The 18390-nt window shown below is 44.9% G+C and carries 17 protein-coding genes; 10 read left to right on the forward strand and 7 right to left on the reverse strand.

Annotation, left to right across the window (positions count from 1 at the left end):
• Positions 1 to 89 precede the first annotated feature (89 nt).
• The 8 genes from GGR02_RS11385 (at position 90) to GGR02_RS17790 (ending at position 14088) form a co-directional block, all read left to right on the forward strand.
• The gene (locus GGR02_RS11385) at positions 90 to 287 is read left to right on the forward strand and encodes a hypothetical protein (RefSeq protein WP_183185001.1); all 198 of its coding nucleotides are present in this window, start codon (positions 90 to 92) and stop codon (positions 285 to 287) included.
• A gap of 98 nt (positions 288 to 385) precedes the next feature.
• Entirely contained in the window at positions 386 to 976 is a 591-nt protein-coding gene (locus GGR02_RS11390; RefSeq protein ID WP_183185003.1) for a competence protein ComK, read from the forward strand.
• A gap of 92 nt (positions 977 to 1068) precedes the next feature.
• A complete protein-coding gene (locus GGR02_RS11395; RefSeq protein WP_183185005.1) occupies positions 1069 to 1686 on the forward strand; it encodes a TVP38/TMEM64 family protein in 618 nt (205 codons plus the stop codon).
• 17 nt (positions 1687 to 1703) lie between these two features.
• On the forward strand, positions 1704 to 2240 hold the full coding sequence (gene lepB, locus GGR02_RS11400; RefSeq protein ID WP_183185007.1) for a signal peptidase I: 537 nt from the start codon (positions 1704 to 1706) through the stop codon (positions 2238 to 2240).
• A 129-nt stretch (positions 2241 to 2369) separates the two neighbouring features.
• Positions 2370 to 5858, forward strand: a complete 3489-nt coding sequence (addB, locus tag GGR02_RS11405) for a helicase-exonuclease AddAB subunit AddB (protein ID WP_183185009.1) — start codon at positions 2370 to 2372, stop codon at positions 5856 to 5858.
• The gene (gene addA, locus GGR02_RS11410) at positions 5855 to 9538 is read left to right on the forward strand and encodes a helicase-exonuclease AddAB subunit AddA (RefSeq protein WP_183185011.1); all 3684 of its coding nucleotides are present in this window, start codon (positions 5855 to 5857) and stop codon (positions 9536 to 9538) included. Before addB ends, addA begins: the two co-directional genes overlap by 4 nt.
• A gap of 12 nt (positions 9539 to 9550) precedes the next feature.
• Entirely contained in the window at positions 9551 to 10723 is a 1173-nt protein-coding gene (locus GGR02_RS11415) for an exonuclease SbcCD subunit D (RefSeq protein ID WP_183185013.1), read from the forward strand.
• Complete coding sequence (locus tag GGR02_RS17790) at positions 10720 to 14088, forward strand: AAA family ATPase (RefSeq protein ID WP_183185015.1); 3369 nt, start codon at positions 10720 to 10722, stop codon at positions 14086 to 14088. Before GGR02_RS11415 ends, GGR02_RS17790 begins: the two co-directional genes overlap by 4 nt.
• A gap of 20 nt (positions 14089 to 14108) precedes the next feature.
• On the opposite strand, the gene GGR02_RS11425 is transcribed toward GGR02_RS17790, so the two are convergent.
• From GGR02_RS11425 to GGR02_RS11455, 7 genes are all read right to left on the reverse strand, one after another.
• Positions 14109 to 14330 carry a spore germination protein gene (locus GGR02_RS11425; RefSeq protein ID WP_066323204.1) on the reverse strand — a complete coding sequence of 74 codons (222 nt, stop codon included), beginning with the start codon at positions 14328 to 14330 and terminating at the stop codon, positions 14109 to 14111.
• A 2-nt stretch (positions 14331 to 14332) separates the two neighbouring features.
• Complete coding sequence (locus tag GGR02_RS11430; RefSeq protein ID WP_183185017.1) at positions 14333 to 14734, reverse strand: spore germination protein GerPE; 402 nt, start codon at positions 14732 to 14734, stop codon at positions 14333 to 14335.
• 24 nt (positions 14735 to 14758) lie between these two features.
• Entirely contained in the window at positions 14759 to 14941 is a 183-nt protein-coding gene (locus tag GGR02_RS11435) for a spore gernimation protein GerPD (protein ID WP_066323206.1), read from the reverse strand.
• The gene (gene gerPC, locus GGR02_RS11440; protein ID WP_183185019.1) at positions 14938 to 15540 is read right to left on the reverse strand and encodes a spore germination protein GerPC; all 603 of its coding nucleotides are present in this window, start codon (positions 15538 to 15540) and stop codon (positions 14938 to 14940) included. Before gerPC ends, GGR02_RS11435 begins: the two co-directional genes overlap by 4 nt.
• Before the next feature lie 49 nt (positions 15541 to 15589).
• Positions 15590 to 15820, reverse strand: a complete 231-nt coding sequence (locus GGR02_RS11445; protein WP_183185022.1) for a spore germination protein GerPB — start codon at positions 15818 to 15820, stop codon at positions 15590 to 15592.
• Positions 15821 to 15832: 12 nt separating this feature from the next.
• Positions 15833 to 16054 (reverse strand): spore germination protein, encoded by a 222-nt coding sequence (locus GGR02_RS11450; protein ID WP_066323209.1) that lies wholly within the window; start codon positions 16052 to 16054, stop codon positions 15833 to 15835.
• Between the two features lie 61 nt (positions 16055 to 16115).
• On the reverse strand, positions 16116 to 16340 hold the full coding sequence (locus GGR02_RS11455) for a spore germination protein (RefSeq protein ID WP_183185023.1): 225 nt from the start codon (positions 16338 to 16340) through the stop codon (positions 16116 to 16118).
• Positions 16341 to 16476: 136 nt separating this feature from the next.
• Between GGR02_RS11455 and GGR02_RS11460 the strand changes: the two genes are divergently transcribed.
• On the forward strand, positions 16477 to 16701 hold the full coding sequence (locus GGR02_RS11460) for a spore germination protein (RefSeq protein ID WP_183185024.1): 225 nt from the start codon (positions 16477 to 16479) through the stop codon (positions 16699 to 16701).
• 84 nt (positions 16702 to 16785) lie between these two features.
• The gene (locus GGR02_RS11465; RefSeq protein ID WP_183185025.1) at positions 16786 to 18378 is read left to right on the forward strand and encodes a long-chain-fatty-acid--CoA ligase; all 1593 of its coding nucleotides are present in this window, start codon (positions 16786 to 16788) and stop codon (positions 18376 to 18378) included.
• Positions 18379 to 18390: the final 12 nt, after the last annotated feature.

The following is an 18390-nucleotide window of genomic DNA, read 5'->3' on the forward strand; positions in this document are numbered from 1 at the left end:
GATCTTCGCCGATAGGCGGGCGCTTTGCGCTTTTCTTATGAGTAATTTTCTTGAAATATTCCATAATAAAGACAGGGAGGTGTAGAGAGATGGAAAACGGTCAAGAATTGCCGGTAGATACGGTGCTAAATCCAGAGCTGCGACTCAGCACAGATTTTCATTTCCGGCAAGCGTTTTTCGACGAAGCAGCATATGCAGGTGGTTCGGTAGCAGAGCATACCGCAATCGAGCAAGCGAATGAATATTTAGCCGAAAAAGAAATAAAGCAAACGTTTTTTAGCGGATGAGCGATAAAAAAATCGCTCTTTGTTTTTTGAAAATATAGAAAAATATAACTATTAATGATATGATGAAAGCGTAAACTTTTTGAAGGAGTGGATGAGTGATGAAACTGAATGAACGAGTAGTGGTAGATAGTTTTATCATGACCCGCTATACAATGGCGATTTTACCACATCTTAGTCTAGGGAAATGTTATTCCAAAGTCATTGAAGAAGATGGTGAGTACATCGTTAAAAAGAGACCACTCGACATTATTGAACGAAGCTGCCACTATTATGGGGCGAGTTTAAAAGGGAGGAAGCAAGGAACAAAAGCAATTCTTGGCATTACGCATAAAGCGCCAATCGCTGTGGAACCGAAAAATGAAATTTACGTATTTCCAACCGCCTCACCAAACGACGCCCATTGCGTTTGGATTTCGCATATGCATGTCATAAAATACGAGCCTTCTCACCGCGAGAAAACGATTGTTTATTTAAAAAACAACAAAAAGATTTGCCTCGATGTTTCCTACCACTCATTTGTCAACCAGCTATACCGAACTGCCCAATTGCGAACGACATTGTCTGAACGAATGGAAGCGCGCGAACGAAAAATGCAATATTTATTTCGCATGGACAAGCCCGAAGACTTAGAAAAATTCAAAAAGGCCAAAAAGCAAAACGATGAAGAGTCGCAAGACGAGGCATACTAAATTTTTTATGAGGGGGTAACTTTCTATTTATATTCCCTTTACAACCGTGTAAAATAAAAACAGATAGCAACAATGTTGAATGGGGAGTATGCATGGACGTTGAAACATTAAAACACTGGTTTACACTACAGCACGTACTACAATTGCTTGAACATTATCGCTCTTTTGGGATGTTGCCGGGGGTAATTGTCACGTTATTGGAGTCATTTTTTCCGGTTCTTCCGATGTTTGTACTCGTCATGGCTAACGCGGCGGCGTTTGGCTTATGGAAAGGGATTATGATTTCATGGATTGGGGCTTGCCTCGGGTCGATTCTTGTTTTTTTGCTTGCTAGAAAAGTGGGACAAAAGCGATTTTTCCGATTTTTGAATCGCCATCAAAAAGTGAGGCAGCTTGTCAGTTGGGTAGAACGCCACGGCTTCGGACCGTTATTTTTGCTATTTTGTTTTCCGTTTACTCCGTCTGCCATTATTAACGTAGTTGCAGGCTTGTCACGTGTTAGCAAGCAACAATTCATTTTGGCAGTGTTACTCGGGAAGATGGTGATGATTTTTGTCATTAGCTTCATTGGCTATGATTTAGCAGCGTTAGCCAAACAACCGCTTCGCACAGTAGCGGTCGTTATTATCGTCTTTCTTTTATGGTACGCAGGGAAAAAAGTGGAAGCTAAATTTTCATTGACAGAAAAAATGAGCAAGGAAGACTCGTAAATTAGGTGAGTAACGATATGAGTAACCGCCCAATCTATCGAAAAAAAACAATCGTCTGGGGAATCGGATTGACCGTTCTGTTGATTTTTCGTTTTTTAATATTTACTAATTACGTTGTAGAAGGCGAGTCGATGATGCCAACGCTTCAACAAGGGAATTTACTTATTATTAATAAATGGGAAAACATCCATCGGTTCGATATTATTGTTTTTCATGCTAACGCGCGAGAAGATTATGTGAAGCGTGTCATCGGACTGCCAGGGGATCGGATTGTGTATAAAAACGACGTATTATACGTTAACGGAAAACCGATGGAAGAACCATATTTAAAGCCGTATAAGCGAAAACTCATCGATGGGAAATTGACTGGTGATTTCACGTTAGAAGAAGTAACGGGAAAAAAGACAGTGCCAAAAGGGTTTGTGTTCGTATTAGGCGATAATCGTTTAAACAGCTGGGATAGCCGGCATTTTGGGTTTGTGAAAATGAGCAAAATCGTTGGCAAAGTCAACGTACGCTACTGGCCGGTTCACGAATTTGCGACTCGATTTTAAAAGGTATTCAGCACAGAATACCTTTTTCTTTTTTAGTAAAATAAGGGGTTTACGACAATTCTCTTTTAAAAAAACGAACATATGTGCTAAAATAAGAGAAAATAATGGAAACAAAAGGTGATGATAACTATGTCGCTTCGCTTAATCATCGGAAGAGCTGGGAGCGGAAAAACGACCCAATGCTTCAATGAAATTCGCCAACAGCTCAGGCAGCAACCGGCTGGCCCGCCAATTATTTATCTCGTGCCAGAACAAATGACGTTTCAATCAGAATATGCGCTCGTAAAAACGCCGGGACTCGGTGGGATGATCCGTGCTCAAGTACTAAGTTTTACACGGCTTGCATGGCGGGTATTACAAGAAACAGGAGGGATGAGCCGCTACCATTTAAACGAAACAGGTGTACGAATGTTGTTAAGAAAAATTGTCGAAAAACAGAAAGAAGAACTCGTTTTGTTTGCACGAGCAGCAGATAAACACGGATTTATCGAACAGCTAGAAGAAATGTTGATTGAATGTAAGCGATATTGTGTTACCCCCGCGCAGCTTGAACAAACGGAAAAACAGTTGCGCTATCGTGCGAGCGCTAGCGAAAAAGTGCTAGCCGATAAGTTGAAAGATTTACGACTCATTTATGAAGAATTTGAACGACAACTCATGCAACGGTACGTCGATTCCGAAGACTATTTGCGGTTATTGGCAGAAAAAATTCCGCAATCGCGGTACATACAAGAGGCGGATATTTATGTCGACGGGTTTCACCATTTTACCCCACAAGAATATATAGTGCTCGAACAGCTACTATGTCACGCCAAACGGGTAACGGTGGCGCTAACGGTCGATGCCCCGTACAACGAACATCTTCCACATGATTTACATTTATTTCGCATGACGGGAAAAACGTATCATGACCTTCGGAACCTCGCGCTTTTAAATAACGTACGGATCGAAGAAATAGAAATGCGAAGCGAAAACGTTCGCCACGGAAGTGAGGCGTTGCGCCATTTAGAAAAGTACTATGACGTTCGACCAGCGGTGACCTTTCCACATGTGTGCGAATCGCTCCAAATTCGCCAAGCGGCTAACCGTCGGGCAGAAGTGGAAGGGATTGCGCGCGAAATCATTCATCTTGTTCGCGACAAAGGATATCGATATCGTGAACTGGCTGTTTTAGTGCGCAACGCAGAAGACTATCGCGATTTAGTTCGTACAGTTTTCACTGATTATAATATTCCGTATTTTATCGATGAAAAAGAATCGATGATGCATCATCCATTGATCGAACTCATTCGCGCAAGCTTAGAAGCAATTCATACAAACTGGCGATACGAAGCAATATTTCGCGCGGTGAAAACCGACCTCTTTTTTCCGATAGATAGTGATATTCATGCGATGCGCGAGGCGATGGATCAGCTAGAGAACTATGTCTTAGCACAAGGGATTTACGGAACAAAATGGCTTGAGCGATGGACGTACCGGCGCTACCGCGGGTTGGATAGCATTTCCGTTCCACAAACGAACGAAGAAAAAGCAATGGAAGAAAAGCTAAACGAATGGCGCGAAATGATTGCAACCCCGCTTCTTGCACTGCAAAAACGGCTAAAAAAAGCGAAAACAGGGCGTGACATGTGTGAGGCGCTCTATGTATACTTGGAGCAACTTCAAATTCCAAAAAAATTAGAAAAGCTGCGAGAGGAAGCAGAACAAAGTGGGCAATTACTTCAAGCACGCCATCACGAGCAAGCGTGGGGCGCGGTGATTGAGCTACTTGACCAGTACGTAGAAATTCTCGGCGACGAAACATTGCCGGTAAAACTAGTTGCGACCATTATCGATACGGGGTTAGAGAGTTTGCAATTTTCGCTCGTACCGCCAGCGATTGACCAAGTGCTCATTGCCCATTTTGACCGCTCCCGACTTACGGACGTTAAATGTGTGTTTATCATTGGGGTGAATGAAGGGGTCATTCCTGCGAAAAAAAATGATGGAGGCATGTTATCGGAACAAGATCGCGAATTGTTAGAACATTTTTCCGTCCATGTTGCTCCATCTAGCCGGAAGCAATTATTAGATGAGCCGTTTGCTCTTTATTTAGCGCTCGCAAGCCCAAGTGAACGGTTATATGTGACGTATCCTTTAGCAGACGACGACGGAAAATCGTTGTTGCCGTCGCTTATGATTAAACGAATAAAAGAAATGTTCCCAGCGGTTGTAGAAAAACAGTGGGGGAACGAGCCGCTTAGCTTGTCGTTAGAAGAACAGATGTCCTTTATTACGAACCATCTGACGACGCTACCATCACTAACAACGCAACTACAAGCGTGGAAGCGGCAATATCGCATCGAACCAATTTGGTGGGACGTGTATAACTGCTATGCAGAAAACGACGAGTGGAAGGAACGAGCCAAAAAAATAGTCAACGCCCTTTTTTATGAAAACAAACCGAAGAAGCTAGCAAAGACGATTGGAGAAAAGTTGTACGGTAAAAAAATAAAAGCGAGCGTGTCACGGGTGGAACAATTTAACCGCTGTCCGTTTGCTCACTTTGTTTCTTACGGGCTTCGCTTAAAAGAACGGAATATTTTCCGCTTAGAAGCACCAGACGTTGGTCAGTTATTCCATTATGCGTTAAAAATGATTACGGATCGGATTCGAACAGAAAAAATGGATTGGGCAACGTTGTCTAAACAAACGTGTGAACAATTAGCGCATGACGCAGTCGAACAAATTGCCCCATACATTCAGCAAGAAATTTTGCTTAGCTCCCACCGCTACCATTATGTGAAACGGAAGCTAGAGCGAATTATGGTGCGGACGACGAACGTGTTGAGTGAGCATGCGAAACGAAGCGGTTTTGCACCGTTGGAAGTAGAGTTACAGTTCGGCGACGCTGGTCCTCTTCCGCCGCTTCTCATTCCGCTAGCGGACGGCACCGTGCTTGAACTTGTTGGGCGCATTGACCGAATCGACCGAGCGGAAAGTTCGCGAGGCATTTTGTTGCGTGTCATCGACTATAAGTCAAGCAACAAAAAACTAGACTTTACAGAAGTTTATTATGGGCTAACGTTGCAAATGTTGGCATATTTAGATGTCATTCTCGAATATGCGGAGCAACTTGTCGGCACAAACGCGCTCCCAGCAGGGATACTGTATTTCCACATCCATAATCCAATCATTAAAAGTACGAGCGGAATTTTAAAAGCAGAAGAAGCAGAACAAAAAATATTCGAAAGCTTTAAAATGAACGGGCTGCTTTTAGATGATTACGAAACGCTTCAACTGATGGATACGACGATTGATGCTGGCAAAGGCTCTGCGATTGTGCCGGTAAAAATCAATAAAGACGGCTCTGTGTCGAAAACGTCTGCGGTTGTGTCAGAAGAAGAGTTTGCGTTACTACGCCGCCACGTTCGCACCATTTTTCAGCAAGTCGGTACACAAATGGTCGATGGGGTTGTTGATATTGCCCCATATAAGCGAAAAAACGAAACGGCTTGCCAATATTGCGAGTTTAAAGCGGTTTGCCAATTAGATGAGGCACTTGACCAAGACCGCTACCGCCTATTAAAAAATGCTACATTGGATGCGCTGCGCGAAACGGGAGGGGAAAATCAATGAAAAAACCAGAAGGAGTACAATGGACAGACGAGCAATGGCGAGCGATTGTCACAGAAGGGGCGCATACGCTCGTTGCTGCCGCCGCAGGTTCTGGGAAAACAGCGGTGCTTGTCGAACGGATTATTCAAAAAATTATCGATGACGAGCATCCTGTAGATATTGACCGGTTGCTTGTTGTCACGTTTACGAACGCAGCAGCTGCCGAAATGCGTCAGCGAATTGCGGAAAGAATCGAGCGAGCATTGGCAGAAGCACCGAACTCGCTCCATTTACGGCGCCAGCTGAACTTGTTGCCAAAGGCAGCCATTTCTACCATCCATTCGTTTTGTTTAGACGTCATTCGCAAATATTACTATTTCATTCACATGGATCCAGTGTTTCGAATTGCGGATGAAACAGAAATTGAGCTGTTAAAAGAAGAAGTGGTCGAAGAGCTGTTTGAAGAACAGTATGCCAAAGAAGAAAACGAGGCGTTTTTAAGCGTCGTTGACCGTTATACGAGCGACCGGACGGATGCAAATTTACAAACGATGATTTTGCGCTTGTACGAATTTTCCCGCTCACATCCTGACCCGGATGAATGGCTTCGTGAACTTGTGTCGTTATATGACATTCCGGAAGGGACAACGATTGATGATTTGCCATTTACTCGCTATGTATGGCAGCATATCGATTTTCAATTACAAGCTATCAGGCATTTGTTAGCGCAAGCGCTCGAGCAAGTGCATGCGCCAAATGGCCCGATATATTTACGTGAAACGATCGAAGCCGACTTAGAGAGACTAAAGCAAGTAGAAGAAGCACGCCACAATTCGTGGCAAGCGCTTCATGAAGCAGTTCAAGCGTTTGTGTGGCCGACAGCGAAGCGAAAACCGAAAAACGAAACATATGATGACGCGTTGACAGAAGCAGTGAAAGAGTTGCGCGACAAGGCAAAAGCGAAGCTAAAGGAAATGAAAGATGAATTATTTTCGTTTCAGCCAGAAACATGGCTTCGGCATTTGCGGGAAATGAAGCCGGTTGTGGAAGTACTTGTTGCCCTCGTTCAGCAGTTTGCGAAACGGCTACAACAGCGGAAAGAAGAAAAAGGGATTGTTGATTTTTCTGACTTAGAGCATTACTGTTTACAAATTTTACGCGCCCCTTCTTCGACGCCAACAACGCTTCTCCCTTCCGACGCGGCGCTTGACTATCGCGCCCAATTTGCCGAAGTGCTCATTGACGAATACCAAGACGTCAACATGGTGCAAGAAACGATTTTACGGCTAGTCATTCACGAGGACGAAGCAGTTGGCAATCTATTTATGGTAGGAGATGTGAAGCAATCGATTTACCGCTTCCGCTTGGCAGAACCGTTTCTCTTTTTAGCGAAATACCGGCGATTTTCCCCAACAGGAGAAGGGACAGGCGTTCGTATCGACTTAGCGCAAAATTTCCGCAGTCGCCGGGAGATTTTAGATGGAACGAACTTTATTTTTCAACAAATCATGGGGGAAACGGTTGGAGAAATCGCGTATGACGATGATGCAGCATTGAAGTTCGGCGCATCCTATTACCCGGAAAAACAACAGCCGATCGAATGGGTAATCATTGACCGCGGCGACCAAGGGGAAGAAGAGGACGAGGAGCAGGAACTGGAAAATGCAGAACTAGAGGCGCGTTGGATGGCGCGAAAAATAAAGCAATTGATTGAGGAACCGTTTTATGTGTACGATCGTCACTTGAAAAAAGAACGGCGCATTATGTATCGCGATATTGTCATTTTGCTTCGTTCGATGCCGTGGGCTGCGCAAATTATTGAAGAATTTCGAAAGCAAGGAATTCCGCTGTATGCAGAACTGTCATCCGGATATTTTTCGGCAACAGAAGTATCGGTTATGTTGTCATTATTAAAAGTAATCGATAATCCATACCAAGATATTCCGTTCGCAGCAGTACTTCGCTCACCAATTGTTGGGCTCGACGAAAATGAATTGGCGCTATTAAGGCTTGAAAAACCAAAAGGCACTTTTTATGAAGCATTTTCTACTTTTGTCGAAAAACAACCGACATCGGAATTGCAGCGAAAAGTCGCCTCCTTTGCTCGCCAACTACAAATATGGCGGACAATGGCGCGGCAACATTCGTTAGCTGAATTAATTTGGACCATTTATCGCGATACAGGATTTTACGATTTTGTCGGCGGAATGCCAGGCGGCAAACAGCGGCAGGCAAATTTACGGGCGTTGTATGAAAAAGCACGACAGTTTGAAAAAACGTCGTTCCGTGGCATTTTTCGCTTTTTGCGTTTTATTGAGCGCATGCAAGAGCGAAACGACGATTTTGGAGCAGCGCGGGCGCTCGGTGAGCAAGAAGATGTTGTCAGACTCATGACGATTCATAAAAGCAAAGGTTTAGAGTTTCCAGTTGTCTTCGTCGCTGGCTTAGGAAAGAGTTTTAATAAGCAAGATTTGCGACGAAATGACTTATTAGACAAAGACCTTGGCTTTGCAGCACATTTTGTGCATCCAGATTTACGCGTGAGTTATCCGACACTGGCACAATTAGCGGTGAAAAAAAAGCAGTCGCTTGAATTGTTGGCAGAAGAAATGCGCGTCTTATACGTGGCGTTAACAAGAGCAAAAGAAAAACTATATTTAGTCGGAACAACAAAAAAGCTAGAAAATGAGAAAAAACGGTGGCGATCGGTACAGTCGCATGAAAACTGGCTGTTGCCGGACTACGTGCGCGCTTCTGCAAAAAATTACCTCGATTGGATTGGTTATGCGCTCATTCGCCATGCCGATAGTTTCCCGCTTCATCAAGGGGGGATACAAGAAAGCGACATCGCCGCTCATCCGTCTCGTTGGAACGTACAAATTGTTTCCGCTTCGGAAATGTACCAGCAAGCAGAAGCACCAGAACAAACAACAGAGCAAATGAACGAATTATTACAACAGCTAGCGCCTGTTCCGCTACAAAGCAATTTCCAAGAAGAAGTGAAACGACGGATGCATTGGCAATATCCGTATCAGCTGTCCACTTCTTTTCGGGCGAAACAAACGGTTTCTGAGTTAAAACGGCAACGAGAAACGTTTGGCGTTCATGGCGACCAAACGCTACTGCGTCCATTTCGCACGGAAATGACGGAGCGTCCTCGCTTTATGCAGACGAAAAAACTAAGTTCCGCGGAAAAAGGAACGGTGATGCATCTTGTGATGCAGCATGTCGACTTAACGAAAGACGTTTCAGAAACAGCACTTCGTGAACAACTCGTTAAAATGGTGCACGGAGAATGGCTGACCGAGGAACAAGCACAAGAAGTGGATATTGCTAGCATTGTAACGTTTTTTCAAACCGATATCGGTCGACGGCTTCTTCAGGCGGCACACGTGGAACGCGAAGTGCCATTTAGCTTAGCGCTTTCCGCCAATGAAACGTACGCCCAATGGAGCGACGGAGAAGAAACGGTGCTCGTTCAAGGCGTGTTCGATTGTGTTTTTGAAGACGAGCACGGCTTAGTGCTCATCGACTTCAAAACGGATCATGTGCGCTGGGCGAACGATGCGCAAGCGTTAATTAATGAACGTTATCGTGTACAAATGGAGCTGTATCGTCGCGCCATCGAACACATTTGGAAAAAGCGGGTCGATGAGTGCTACATTTATGTATTTGATTGTGCGCAACTGTTTCCAATGTAGGAGGGGAGAAAGGTGCGGATTTTGCATACTGCCGATTGGCATTTAGGAAAAACACTTGAAGGTCGAAGCCGGATGCGCGAGCAAGAACAATTTATTGATGAGCTCGTTTCCATTGTGGAAAAAGAGCGGATTGATGTCGTATTGCTAGCAGGTGATGCATTTGATACCGTGAATCCGCCAGCAGTGGCAGAACAGCTTTTTTACGAAAGTTTGGCGAGGCTATCGGACGGCGGGAAGCGGCCGATAGCGGTCATTGCGGGGAACCACGACCACCCAGATCGTTTGACAGCAGCGTCCGTATTGGCAGTCCCTTATTCGATCACGTTGCTTGGACTGCCGACTGCGGAGGTGCAGACGATTTATGTGCCGTCGTGCGATGAAACGATGGTACTCGCGGCGCTTCCATACCCGTCGGAATCACGGCTTATGCAACTATTATCAACAGAAAGCGACGAGCAACAATTGCGGAAACGGTACGATGAAAAAGTTGGCGAACTGTTTGCGACAATGAACGAAAAGTTTCGGTCGAATACGGTCAACATCGCCATGAGCCACCTGTACGTTGCCGGCGGGGCAACATCTGATTCCGAGCGACCGATTGAAGTCGGCGGGGCGTATACCGTTTCGCCAGAACGGTTCCCAAAAGACGCCCAATATGTGGCACTCGGCCACTTACATCGGCCGCAACACGTCAAACATGCTCAGCAGCCGGCGCGCTACTCCGGCTCCCCACTTGCGTACAGCTTTTCGGAAGCAGGGTATGCGAAATCGGTGACAATCGTCGATGTAGCGCCAGGTCAACTGGCGAACGTATCGGAAATCCCGCTTTCTAGCGGGCGCCCGCTTGTCCAATGGAAAGCGACGGAAGGAATGGCGCAAGTGTATCATTGGCTAGAGGAAGGAAAAGACCGCAACGCTTGGATTGATTTAGAAGTATACGTCGAACATTCGTTGGCGCTTGAAGATATTCATCGGCTACGCAAACTTCATGACGGGTTTGTTTATATTCGTCCGCATTTTTTAACGAAAGAAGAGTTTATACGGGAAACGAGAGAAAATGTTCCGATGGAAACGTTGTTCGAACGGTTTTATGAAAAACAAACAGGCGGAGCTAAACCAACAGCAGAGTTAGTTCAGCTATTTATGGAACTGCTTGCTGAGGAAGACGGAGGGGAAGAACAGTGAAGCCGATTCGCTTAACTGTGGCAGGGTTGCATAGCTTCCGAGAAAAACAAACAATTGATTTTGAAACGTTATGTGAAGGTGGATTGTTTGGCATTTTTGGACCGACAGGAAGTGGGAAGTCCTCGATTTTAGATGCGATGACGCTAGCGTTATATGGGAATGTCGAGCGCGCGGCTAACAATACGCACGGTATTATGAACCATGCAGAAAACGAGCTATCGGTTGCGTTTACGTTTGAATTAGTTAACGCCAATGGAAAAAAGCGCTACACGGTCGAACGAACGTTTAAGCGGAGCGATGAATGGCGCGTGAAAACGAGTGTCAGCCGCTTGATTGAGGAAGGAAGCGAGCGAATCGTTATCGCAGATAAAACGCGGGATGTTGATGAATGGGTAAGGCGGTTGCTTGGGCTAGAAATGAAAGACTTTACCCGCGCGGTCGTCCTTCCACAAGGAAAGTTTGCCGAGTTTTTATCGTTAAAAGGCGTTGAGCGGCGACAGATGCTGCAGCGGCTGTTCAACCTTGAACGATACGGTGACGAATTGAACGAAAAACTAAAAACGAAATTGGCGATGACAACAGCGAAGCTAGATACGATTCGCGCCGAACAAGTAGGATTAGGCGATGCATCGCAAGCAGCGCTTGCAGAACAAAAGCGTCAGCTAGAGGAAGTAGAGCGAGAACTTGCGCGGCAAAAAGAGCATTTTGCCGAAATAACCGAGCAATATGAGCGAAAGAAACAACTATGGCAATGGCAGCAGGAAAAACAATACGCTGAACAACAGATTGCCAAATGCCAACAAGATGAAGAAAAGATGGCAACGTTCGAGCGGAAGCAAAAAAGAGCAGAAACAGCAGAGCGCTTGCTTCTGTATTTGCAACAATACGAACAAACAACGCAAGAAGTAGAAAAGTGGGCGAAAGAATTAGAAACAACCGAGCAAAAATTACGTGCTGTCCGAAAGCAATATGAACAAGCAGCGGAAGCGTACCAGTTGATTCGAGCGAAAAAAGCGGTGGAAGAGCCAAAACGGCTCGAGCAAAAAGAGCAGTTAATAAAAGCGCTGCAGCTGTTGGAGCGAATGAAAATCGTTGCAAAGGAAGTGGACGAAAGCAAAAGGAAGCTTGCGTTTCTTTATGAAAAAGAAGCACAAATAAAACAAGCGCTTCATGAGTTAGATGCCCTTTACGAACGGGCGCTTGAAAAACAAAAGCGACTAAAAGAAGCGTGGCAGCAAAAGCAAGTGGACATGCAGCAAAAAGAGCGTATCTACAAAGCATATGAAGCAAAAAAAGAATGGCAGGCGCTTGAACGGGCACTTCAAGAAGCGCAAGCCGAATGGCAACAAAAACAAAAACAGCATGACGAACTGACGAAAACGATCCAAGTGGAAACAGAACGGTCGGAAGCAATTGCCGCAAAAGAACGTGCGAATTTCCAGCGAATCGAAAAGCTGTACCATACAGTGTGTGAACACGAAACGAAACTCGAAAAACTTCTTTATAAACTAAAACAAGCGCAAAAAACAGCGGAACAAGAGCGAATGCTACACGCTGCCTCGTTGCTTGCTGCCTCGTTACATGAAGGTAGCCCGTGTCCTGTGTGTGGCGCTACACATCACCCAAATCCGGCACAGCCTATCGCCACAGGCAACGAACAATTTCCTGAAGAATGGGAACAATCGCTCGAGCAAGCGCAACAGCTCGTTGCCCCGCTGCACACATTGAAAACGAAAGTACAACAATTGGCAGAACTGCTCACGCCGGAGGAAGTTCCACTTGCAGGGAACATAGAAAAAATAAAGCGAGAAGTAGAAGAGGGACAAGATCGTTCGTTCATCGAACAAGTAACGCATCTTTCTGTCGAAATAAAAGCATTGCAACAAGATTACGTACAATGCCGTGAAGAAACAACGAAACTACTAAACGAGCGGAAAGCGGTAGAAATGAAACGGCAAGAATTGTTGCATCAACAGGCAGCGTTAGCGCAAGAAATGAACGAACGACGTGAAAAATATAACGAGCGCCTGCAGATATGCGAAACACAGCTAAACCAATGGCAAGAAACGTACCCAGATTTCACGTTCGATACGATCGAGCAAACGATGGAGCAGCTGAAACATGATGAAAAAGAAGCACAGCTGTTACAAGAGCGAATTGAAAAAAGTATCCATTTTTTAGAAGAGAAAAAAGAAGAGCGTGAGCGATGGAAAGAACAATGGCAGCAGCTTGAGCGGGAAAAAGCGGAATATACAACATTATTCGAAACAAAACAAAAGCAATATGAAGCGTATGCGCAAGATTTACCGTTTCCAATCGAGGAAGCGGAAGCTAACCGGTTATTAAACGAAACAGAACAACAACTCGCACAGCTACAACAACAAGAAATAGAAGCGTATGAAATATGGATAAACGCACAAAAACAATACCAAGCGTTAGAAGCGAATAATAAAGCAGCACAGCTCGCGCTTTCCGAAAGCAAAAAGCGAAAAGAGCAAGCAGAAGCCGATTGGCATAAGCAACTAGAGAAACATGAATGGTCGGAAAGCGACGATATTCATCAAGCATTGTTGACAGCAGAGGAGAAGACGTTCATTGCGGAACAAATTACGCAACACCGCGACAATCAACGGAAATGGCAAAATGAATGGCAGCGGCTTACAAAAATGATGAACGGGGAAGAAATTACAGAAGAACAATGGCGACAAATAGAGCAGCTTCGCATCAAAGAAGAAGAGAAGTTGACGGAATGTATTGAACGAGCGGCTTCGGCAAAAGCGAAAATGGAAGAGTTAGAGGAAAAGCATATTCGCTTCCAAGAACTTGAACAGGAGCGGGCAGAAGTCGAGCGACTCGTTCGGCTATATAGTGAGTTGCAACGAGTGCTGCGCGGCAATAGTTTCGTTGAATTTATTGCCGAAGAGCAACTGATTCGGGTGACGAGAGATGCTTCGGAGCGGCTCGGTGCGTTAACACGGCAACGATACGCCATTGAAGTCGACTCAGAAGGAGGATTTGTGATTCGCGATGATGCAAACGGAGGGGTTCGGCGCCCAGTGACGACGTTGTCTGGTGGGGAAACATTTTTAACGTCACTATCTTTAGCGCTAGCATTATCAAAACAAATTCAACTTCGTGGGGAATATCCGCTACAATTTTTCTTTTTAGATGAAGGGTTTGGTACATTAGATAATGAGCTATTGGACATTGTGATTACCGCGCTCGAACGGTTACAAACAAGCGACATGGCCATTGGTGTCATTAGCCATGTGCAAGAATTGCGTGCACGCTTACCGAAGCGGCTTGTCGTCGAACCTGCCGAACCGTCAGGGCGAGGCACGCGCGTTCGATTAGAAATAATGTAAAAAGGTGGGGATTCCCACCTTTAATTATTTCCAGCGACGTTGCTGTCAAAGACGTCAGGATCAAACGTATTCGTAAAGTTAATGGCGTTATTTGTCATAATAAAATCGCCGGTATTAAATCCACCGGAACCACCTTGCGTTTTTGTCGCCACTTTTGGCGCGATATAAAGCGTGTCGCCGACTTGAAAGACAGCGCCGCTCCCTATACTCGTAATTTTAATTGGACCAACTACTGCAGGCATGTTCACCCATCCTTTGTCATCCGAGTCGACGCTTGAGGGGACGTTGACTCGGCTAATTGGCGAATGTGTTTAATTCTTGTTTCTCCTTTAACGGTGGAAGTAGAGCCGATGTGGACGACAGATGCGGTCGAAGCAGCGATTAAATAAATCGAGCGTACCGATATGACCGGCGACTCGTGGAGGCGGTATGTTTGCACGGAAACAGGAACATCAAGCGTTGGAATCGGTTTGGTGAATACCGGAAACGTCACTTCTCCTTCACTTCCGTAGAAAAGTTCGTATTGCCGCTGCACCGCTAATACGTTTGACCGTGCGTTAATTTCTCGTGAATCGCCAATTTGTAATACAGAGCTAAGGAGAAACGTTTTACTATTGAGAAGCTGAACGACCGATAACCGTTTCATGTGTAGACAACCTTTCCTTTCAGATTATGACCCTTTCGGCGTCAGCGGGACGAACGGACCGACAATTAATGATTCTGGCGGGGTATCGAACGCAGAGGCAAGCTGAATGACATCGGCATCGCCGATTAAAAAAATAGATGAGCTTGTGACAGCTGTTAAATAAATATCGCCGATTTGCACTTCGCGGTTAACGACCGTATAATTCATCCTTTCCCTCCTTGTTTCGGCAAATGTTTTATAAAACTATCTAACGATTGCTCAATATCTTGTTTCACTTTTTGAATAATTTCTGCTTCCACTGCTTCGGAAGAGCTTGGATCAGGCACATAGCCTCCATTCATTTTTTGTTGTAAATAAAACTGAATGCGTTCGTCTACTTGCCGGTGAATATCTTGCAAAATAAATTGGCGGTATACGTCATCGAGCGGATACATATATTTTGTTTCTAGCTGTGCAAGCAACGTTTTACAGTCGTTCGCTAAATATTCGTTAATTTTTGCTTGAATGTTGCGGAGCAAGACTGGCTCTGGTTTGGGGATAACTGTTTTTTCTGGACTAACGGCGAAATCTTCAATTGTTGTGCCTCCGTTTGGAGTGAGCCCGATATTTAATGTTCCTTCCAATGTTTCTACTTTTAGTTGATCAAATTTATATTCAATCTTTTCGATAGTCGTTTGAGGTCGTTGTTTGAGCTCTTGCATTTCTTTTTCGAGCCGGACAAGCTGTTGCTCCAACTTGTTTATTTTATTTGTTTGCCAAGTTAAATACTCGTGCAATTTCGTGAAATAATTGTGCCAAGTGCTCATGCGGCAACCATCCTCTCCAATGTCCCTTCACTTTTCAATATATGAGTGATTACTCGTTGTCATCACTTTTTTGCCGCGTCGAAGAATGGAGTGGAACCAATGGAGTGAACGAACCAGGCAATTTTGCTTCTGGTGCGGGTTGAGTGAATCCGCCGGTATTGCTTAAGGTGGAATGAGCCTGAATGCTGCCGGCGCTACCGATTTGCAAAACGGAGGAGTTGGAGACAGAACCGATTTTGAATTGGTAAATCCAGATGCTTTGGTTAATATAAAAATTCATCGTCCTCCCCCTTTACGCATTGCCGACGATATTTTCATCTGCCACGTCTGCATCGTTTGTGTTTGTGTTGCTGTAATAGTTATACACATGCAGCCCGTTTCCGGTATTGAACGAACCAGCCCCAGCAAACGTTTTTGCCACGCTATACGGAGAGATGGCAAATACATCGCCGATATGAAACACCCCGCTACTCCCGATACTATTCAGTTTAACGATTCCGACGAATGCTGGCATATTTAAACACCTTTCTTTCGTTCTTCATATATCGTATGGGCATCGGCGGGAAATGGTGCGATTAGTTATTTCCTACATTGTTCGCATCCGCAATGTCTGGGTCGGCAGTGTTGGTGAAGCTGACAAATGTATTCGTTTGCATAAAATCTCCGTTGTTTCCTCCACCGGAACCGAGATGGGACTTCACCGTGCTTTTCGGAGTAATTTGTAAAACGTCGCCAAAGTTTACCGTTCCATCACCGCTGACGTTTGTGATTTGAATGGGTCCGCCAATAAAAGACGGCATGTGTGTCACATCCTCTCTTTTATTCCTTATTGTATTGTATGAAAGAAAAAAGAAAGTGTTGAATGAGAATAATGTCCATTCATTTTTTTCTTTGTTTCATACAATAACGAATAAAGGAAGAAAGGGGAGGATGGACATGCCATCGGTAATTATCGGCGGGGTGGAAGTGACGAGCGTTGGTGGGAACGGAACGGTCAACATGGGGGATGTGCTGCAAATTGCCCCAAAAAGTACGGCAAAATCGAATTCCGGTGCAGGTGGAGGTAATACAGGTAATTTTTTACAAACGAATACGTTTTGCAGTGTAACCAATACGTTTGATGCCGATTTGAACGGGTCGAATAATATTGCTAATAAGTAAAAGCGTTACAAAATTGTAACGCTTTTTCTTAAAAAATATGCTATAATTTTATTGAATTTTCAAACAAAAAGGGGGATGGGGAAGATGAACGTACCGTTAGTATTAACGCAATTTTTAGACCGCGCAGTGGCGTTATATGGCGACAAAACGGGAGTCATCTGTGAAGAAAGAGAACTTACATACCGCCAGTTGAATGAGCGGGTAAATCAGCTGTCGCACGGGTTGAAAGCGCTAGGAGTACAAAAAGGGGATCGGGTGGCGTATTTAGCGCCAAATACGCTTGAAATGTTGGAAGGGTTTTATGGCGTCTTTCAGCTTGGGGCGATTATGGTACCGCTAAATATTCGCTTAAAACCAGACGACTATTTGTTTATTTTAAACCATAGCGAAAGTAAAGTGCTTTTTGTCGACCAAGAGTTGTACCATTTAATTGTACCAATTAAGGACAAGCTGGAAACGGTAGAGAAAATAATTGTGCATTACAAAGATGATGCCACGGATGAAATCGCTTACGATCATTGGCTTGCGCAGTTTCCTTCAATTCCTTTTGAACGTCCAGAAATAGACGAAAACGATGTGTGTAGTCTTCTTTATACGAGCGGAACGACCGGAAATCCAAAAGGGGTGATGCTCACCCATCGAAATAACTATTTGCATGCATTGGTGACGATGCACCATTTGCGCGTGTCCGACCGCGACAATTATTTGCACGTCTTGCCAATGTTCCATGTCAACGGCTGGGGATCACCGTTTTATTATACCGCCAACGGCGCAACGCACATTTGTTTGCGTAAAGCTGCGCCAGAACTTATTTTTGACTGCATACAAAAATATCGTGTCAATGTGATGCATATGGCGCCGACCGTGTTAAATTCGCTTCTGCAATATTATGAACAGCATGTGCCGACGATTGACCATCCGGTTCGCGTCGTGATTGCCGGCTCTGCACCGCCACCTGCGTTTGTTACACGCGTCGAGAAAGAACTAGGTTGGGAGTTTATCCAAGTATACGGCATGACGGAGTCCTCGCCACTAAGCACCGTCTCTACCATTCGTTCGCATTTACAGCACTTGCCGCTTCATGAACAATATCGCATGAAAGCAAAAGCAGGGCATGCGATGATTGGCTGCGAAGTGAAAGTAGTCAATGAGCATGGCGAAGAAGTACCACATGACGGGCAAACGATTGGAGAAGTGGTCGTCCGCAGCAACGGTGTCATGAAAGGCTATTGGAAAAATCCAGAGGCGACGATGGAAACGATTCGAAATGGTTGGCTTCATACTGGCGACATGGCAACTGTTGATGCATACGGCAATATTGACATCGTCGACCGGAAAAAGGATATTATTATTAGCGGCGGCGAAAACATTTCTTCAATCGAAGTAGAAGGGGTGCTTTATGATCATCCAGCGGTGTTAGAAGCAGCAGTTATTGCCGCTCCGCATGAAAAATGGGGAGAAACACCGCATGCGTTTGTCGTTGTTCGACCAGGGCACAACGTGACCGAGCAAGAACTGATTGCGTTCTCTCGAGAGAAATTGGCTCACTTTAAGGCGATTACTGGCGTCACATTTGTACAAGAACTTCCGAAAACGGCATCAGGGAAAATTCAAAAAGTTCATTTGCGTAACGAATATTGGCAAACGCACGGAAAAACAGGACGATACGTCAACTAAAACATATGGCGT

The sequence above is a fragment of the Anoxybacteroides voinovskiense genome, from assembly GCF_014196205.1.
Lineage (GTDB): Bacteria > Bacillota > Bacilli > Bacillales > Anoxybacillaceae > Anoxybacteroides > Anoxybacteroides voinovskiense.

Excerpts from the sequence above, each read along its gene's own strand:
- addB (WP_183185009.1), top strand. The coding sequence starts at position 2,370 with ATGTCGCTTCGCTTAATCATCGGAAGAGCTGGGAGCGGAAAAACGACC.
- GGR02_RS11445 (WP_183185022.1), bottom strand. The coding sequence starts at position 15,820 with ATGAATTTTTATATTAACCAAAGCATCTGGATTTACCAATTCAAAATC.
- lepB (WP_183185007.1), top strand. The coding sequence starts at position 1,704 with ATGAGTAACCGCCCAATCTATCGAAAAAAAACAATCGTCTGGGGAATC.
- GGR02_RS11460 (WP_183185024.1), top strand. The coding sequence starts at position 16,477 with ATGCCATCGGTAATTATCGGCGGGGTGGAAGTGACGAGCGTTGGTGGG.
- gerPC (WP_183185019.1), bottom strand. The coding sequence starts at position 15,540 with ATGAGCACTTGGCACAATTATTTCACGAAATTGCACGAGTATTTAACT.
- GGR02_RS11465 (WP_183185025.1), top strand. The coding sequence starts at position 16,786 with ATGAACGTACCGTTAGTATTAACGCAATTTTTAGACCGCGCAGTGGCG.
- GGR02_RS11395 (WP_183185005.1), top strand. The coding sequence starts at position 1,069 with ATGGACGTTGAAACATTAAAACACTGGTTTACACTACAGCACGTACTA.
- GGR02_RS11435 (WP_066323206.1), bottom strand. The coding sequence starts at position 14,941 with ATGAATTATACGGTCGTTAACCGCGAAGTGCAAATCGGCGATATTTAT.
- GGR02_RS11385 (WP_183185001.1), top strand. The coding sequence starts at position 90 with ATGGAAAACGGTCAAGAATTGCCGGTAGATACGGTGCTAAATCCAGAG.
- GGR02_RS11425 (WP_066323204.1), bottom strand. The coding sequence starts at position 14,330 with ATGCCTGCAGTAGTTGGTCCAATTAAAATTACGAGTATAGGGAGCGGC.
- addA (WP_183185011.1), top strand. The coding sequence starts at position 5,855 with ATGAAAAAACCAGAAGGAGTACAATGGACAGACGAGCAATGGCGAGCG.
- GGR02_RS11455 (WP_183185023.1), bottom strand. The coding sequence starts at position 16,340 with ATGCCGTCTTTTATTGGCGGACCCATTCAAATCACAAACGTCAGCGGT.
- GGR02_RS11390 (WP_183185003.1), top strand. The coding sequence starts at position 386 with ATGAAACTGAATGAACGAGTAGTGGTAGATAGTTTTATCATGACCCGC.
- GGR02_RS11430 (WP_183185017.1), bottom strand. The coding sequence starts at position 14,734 with ATGAAACGGTTATCGGTCGTTCAGCTTCTCAATAGTAAAACGTTTCTC.
- GGR02_RS11450 (WP_066323209.1), bottom strand. The coding sequence starts at position 16,054 with ATGCCAGCATTCGTCGGAATCGTTAAACTGAATAGTATCGGGAGTAGC.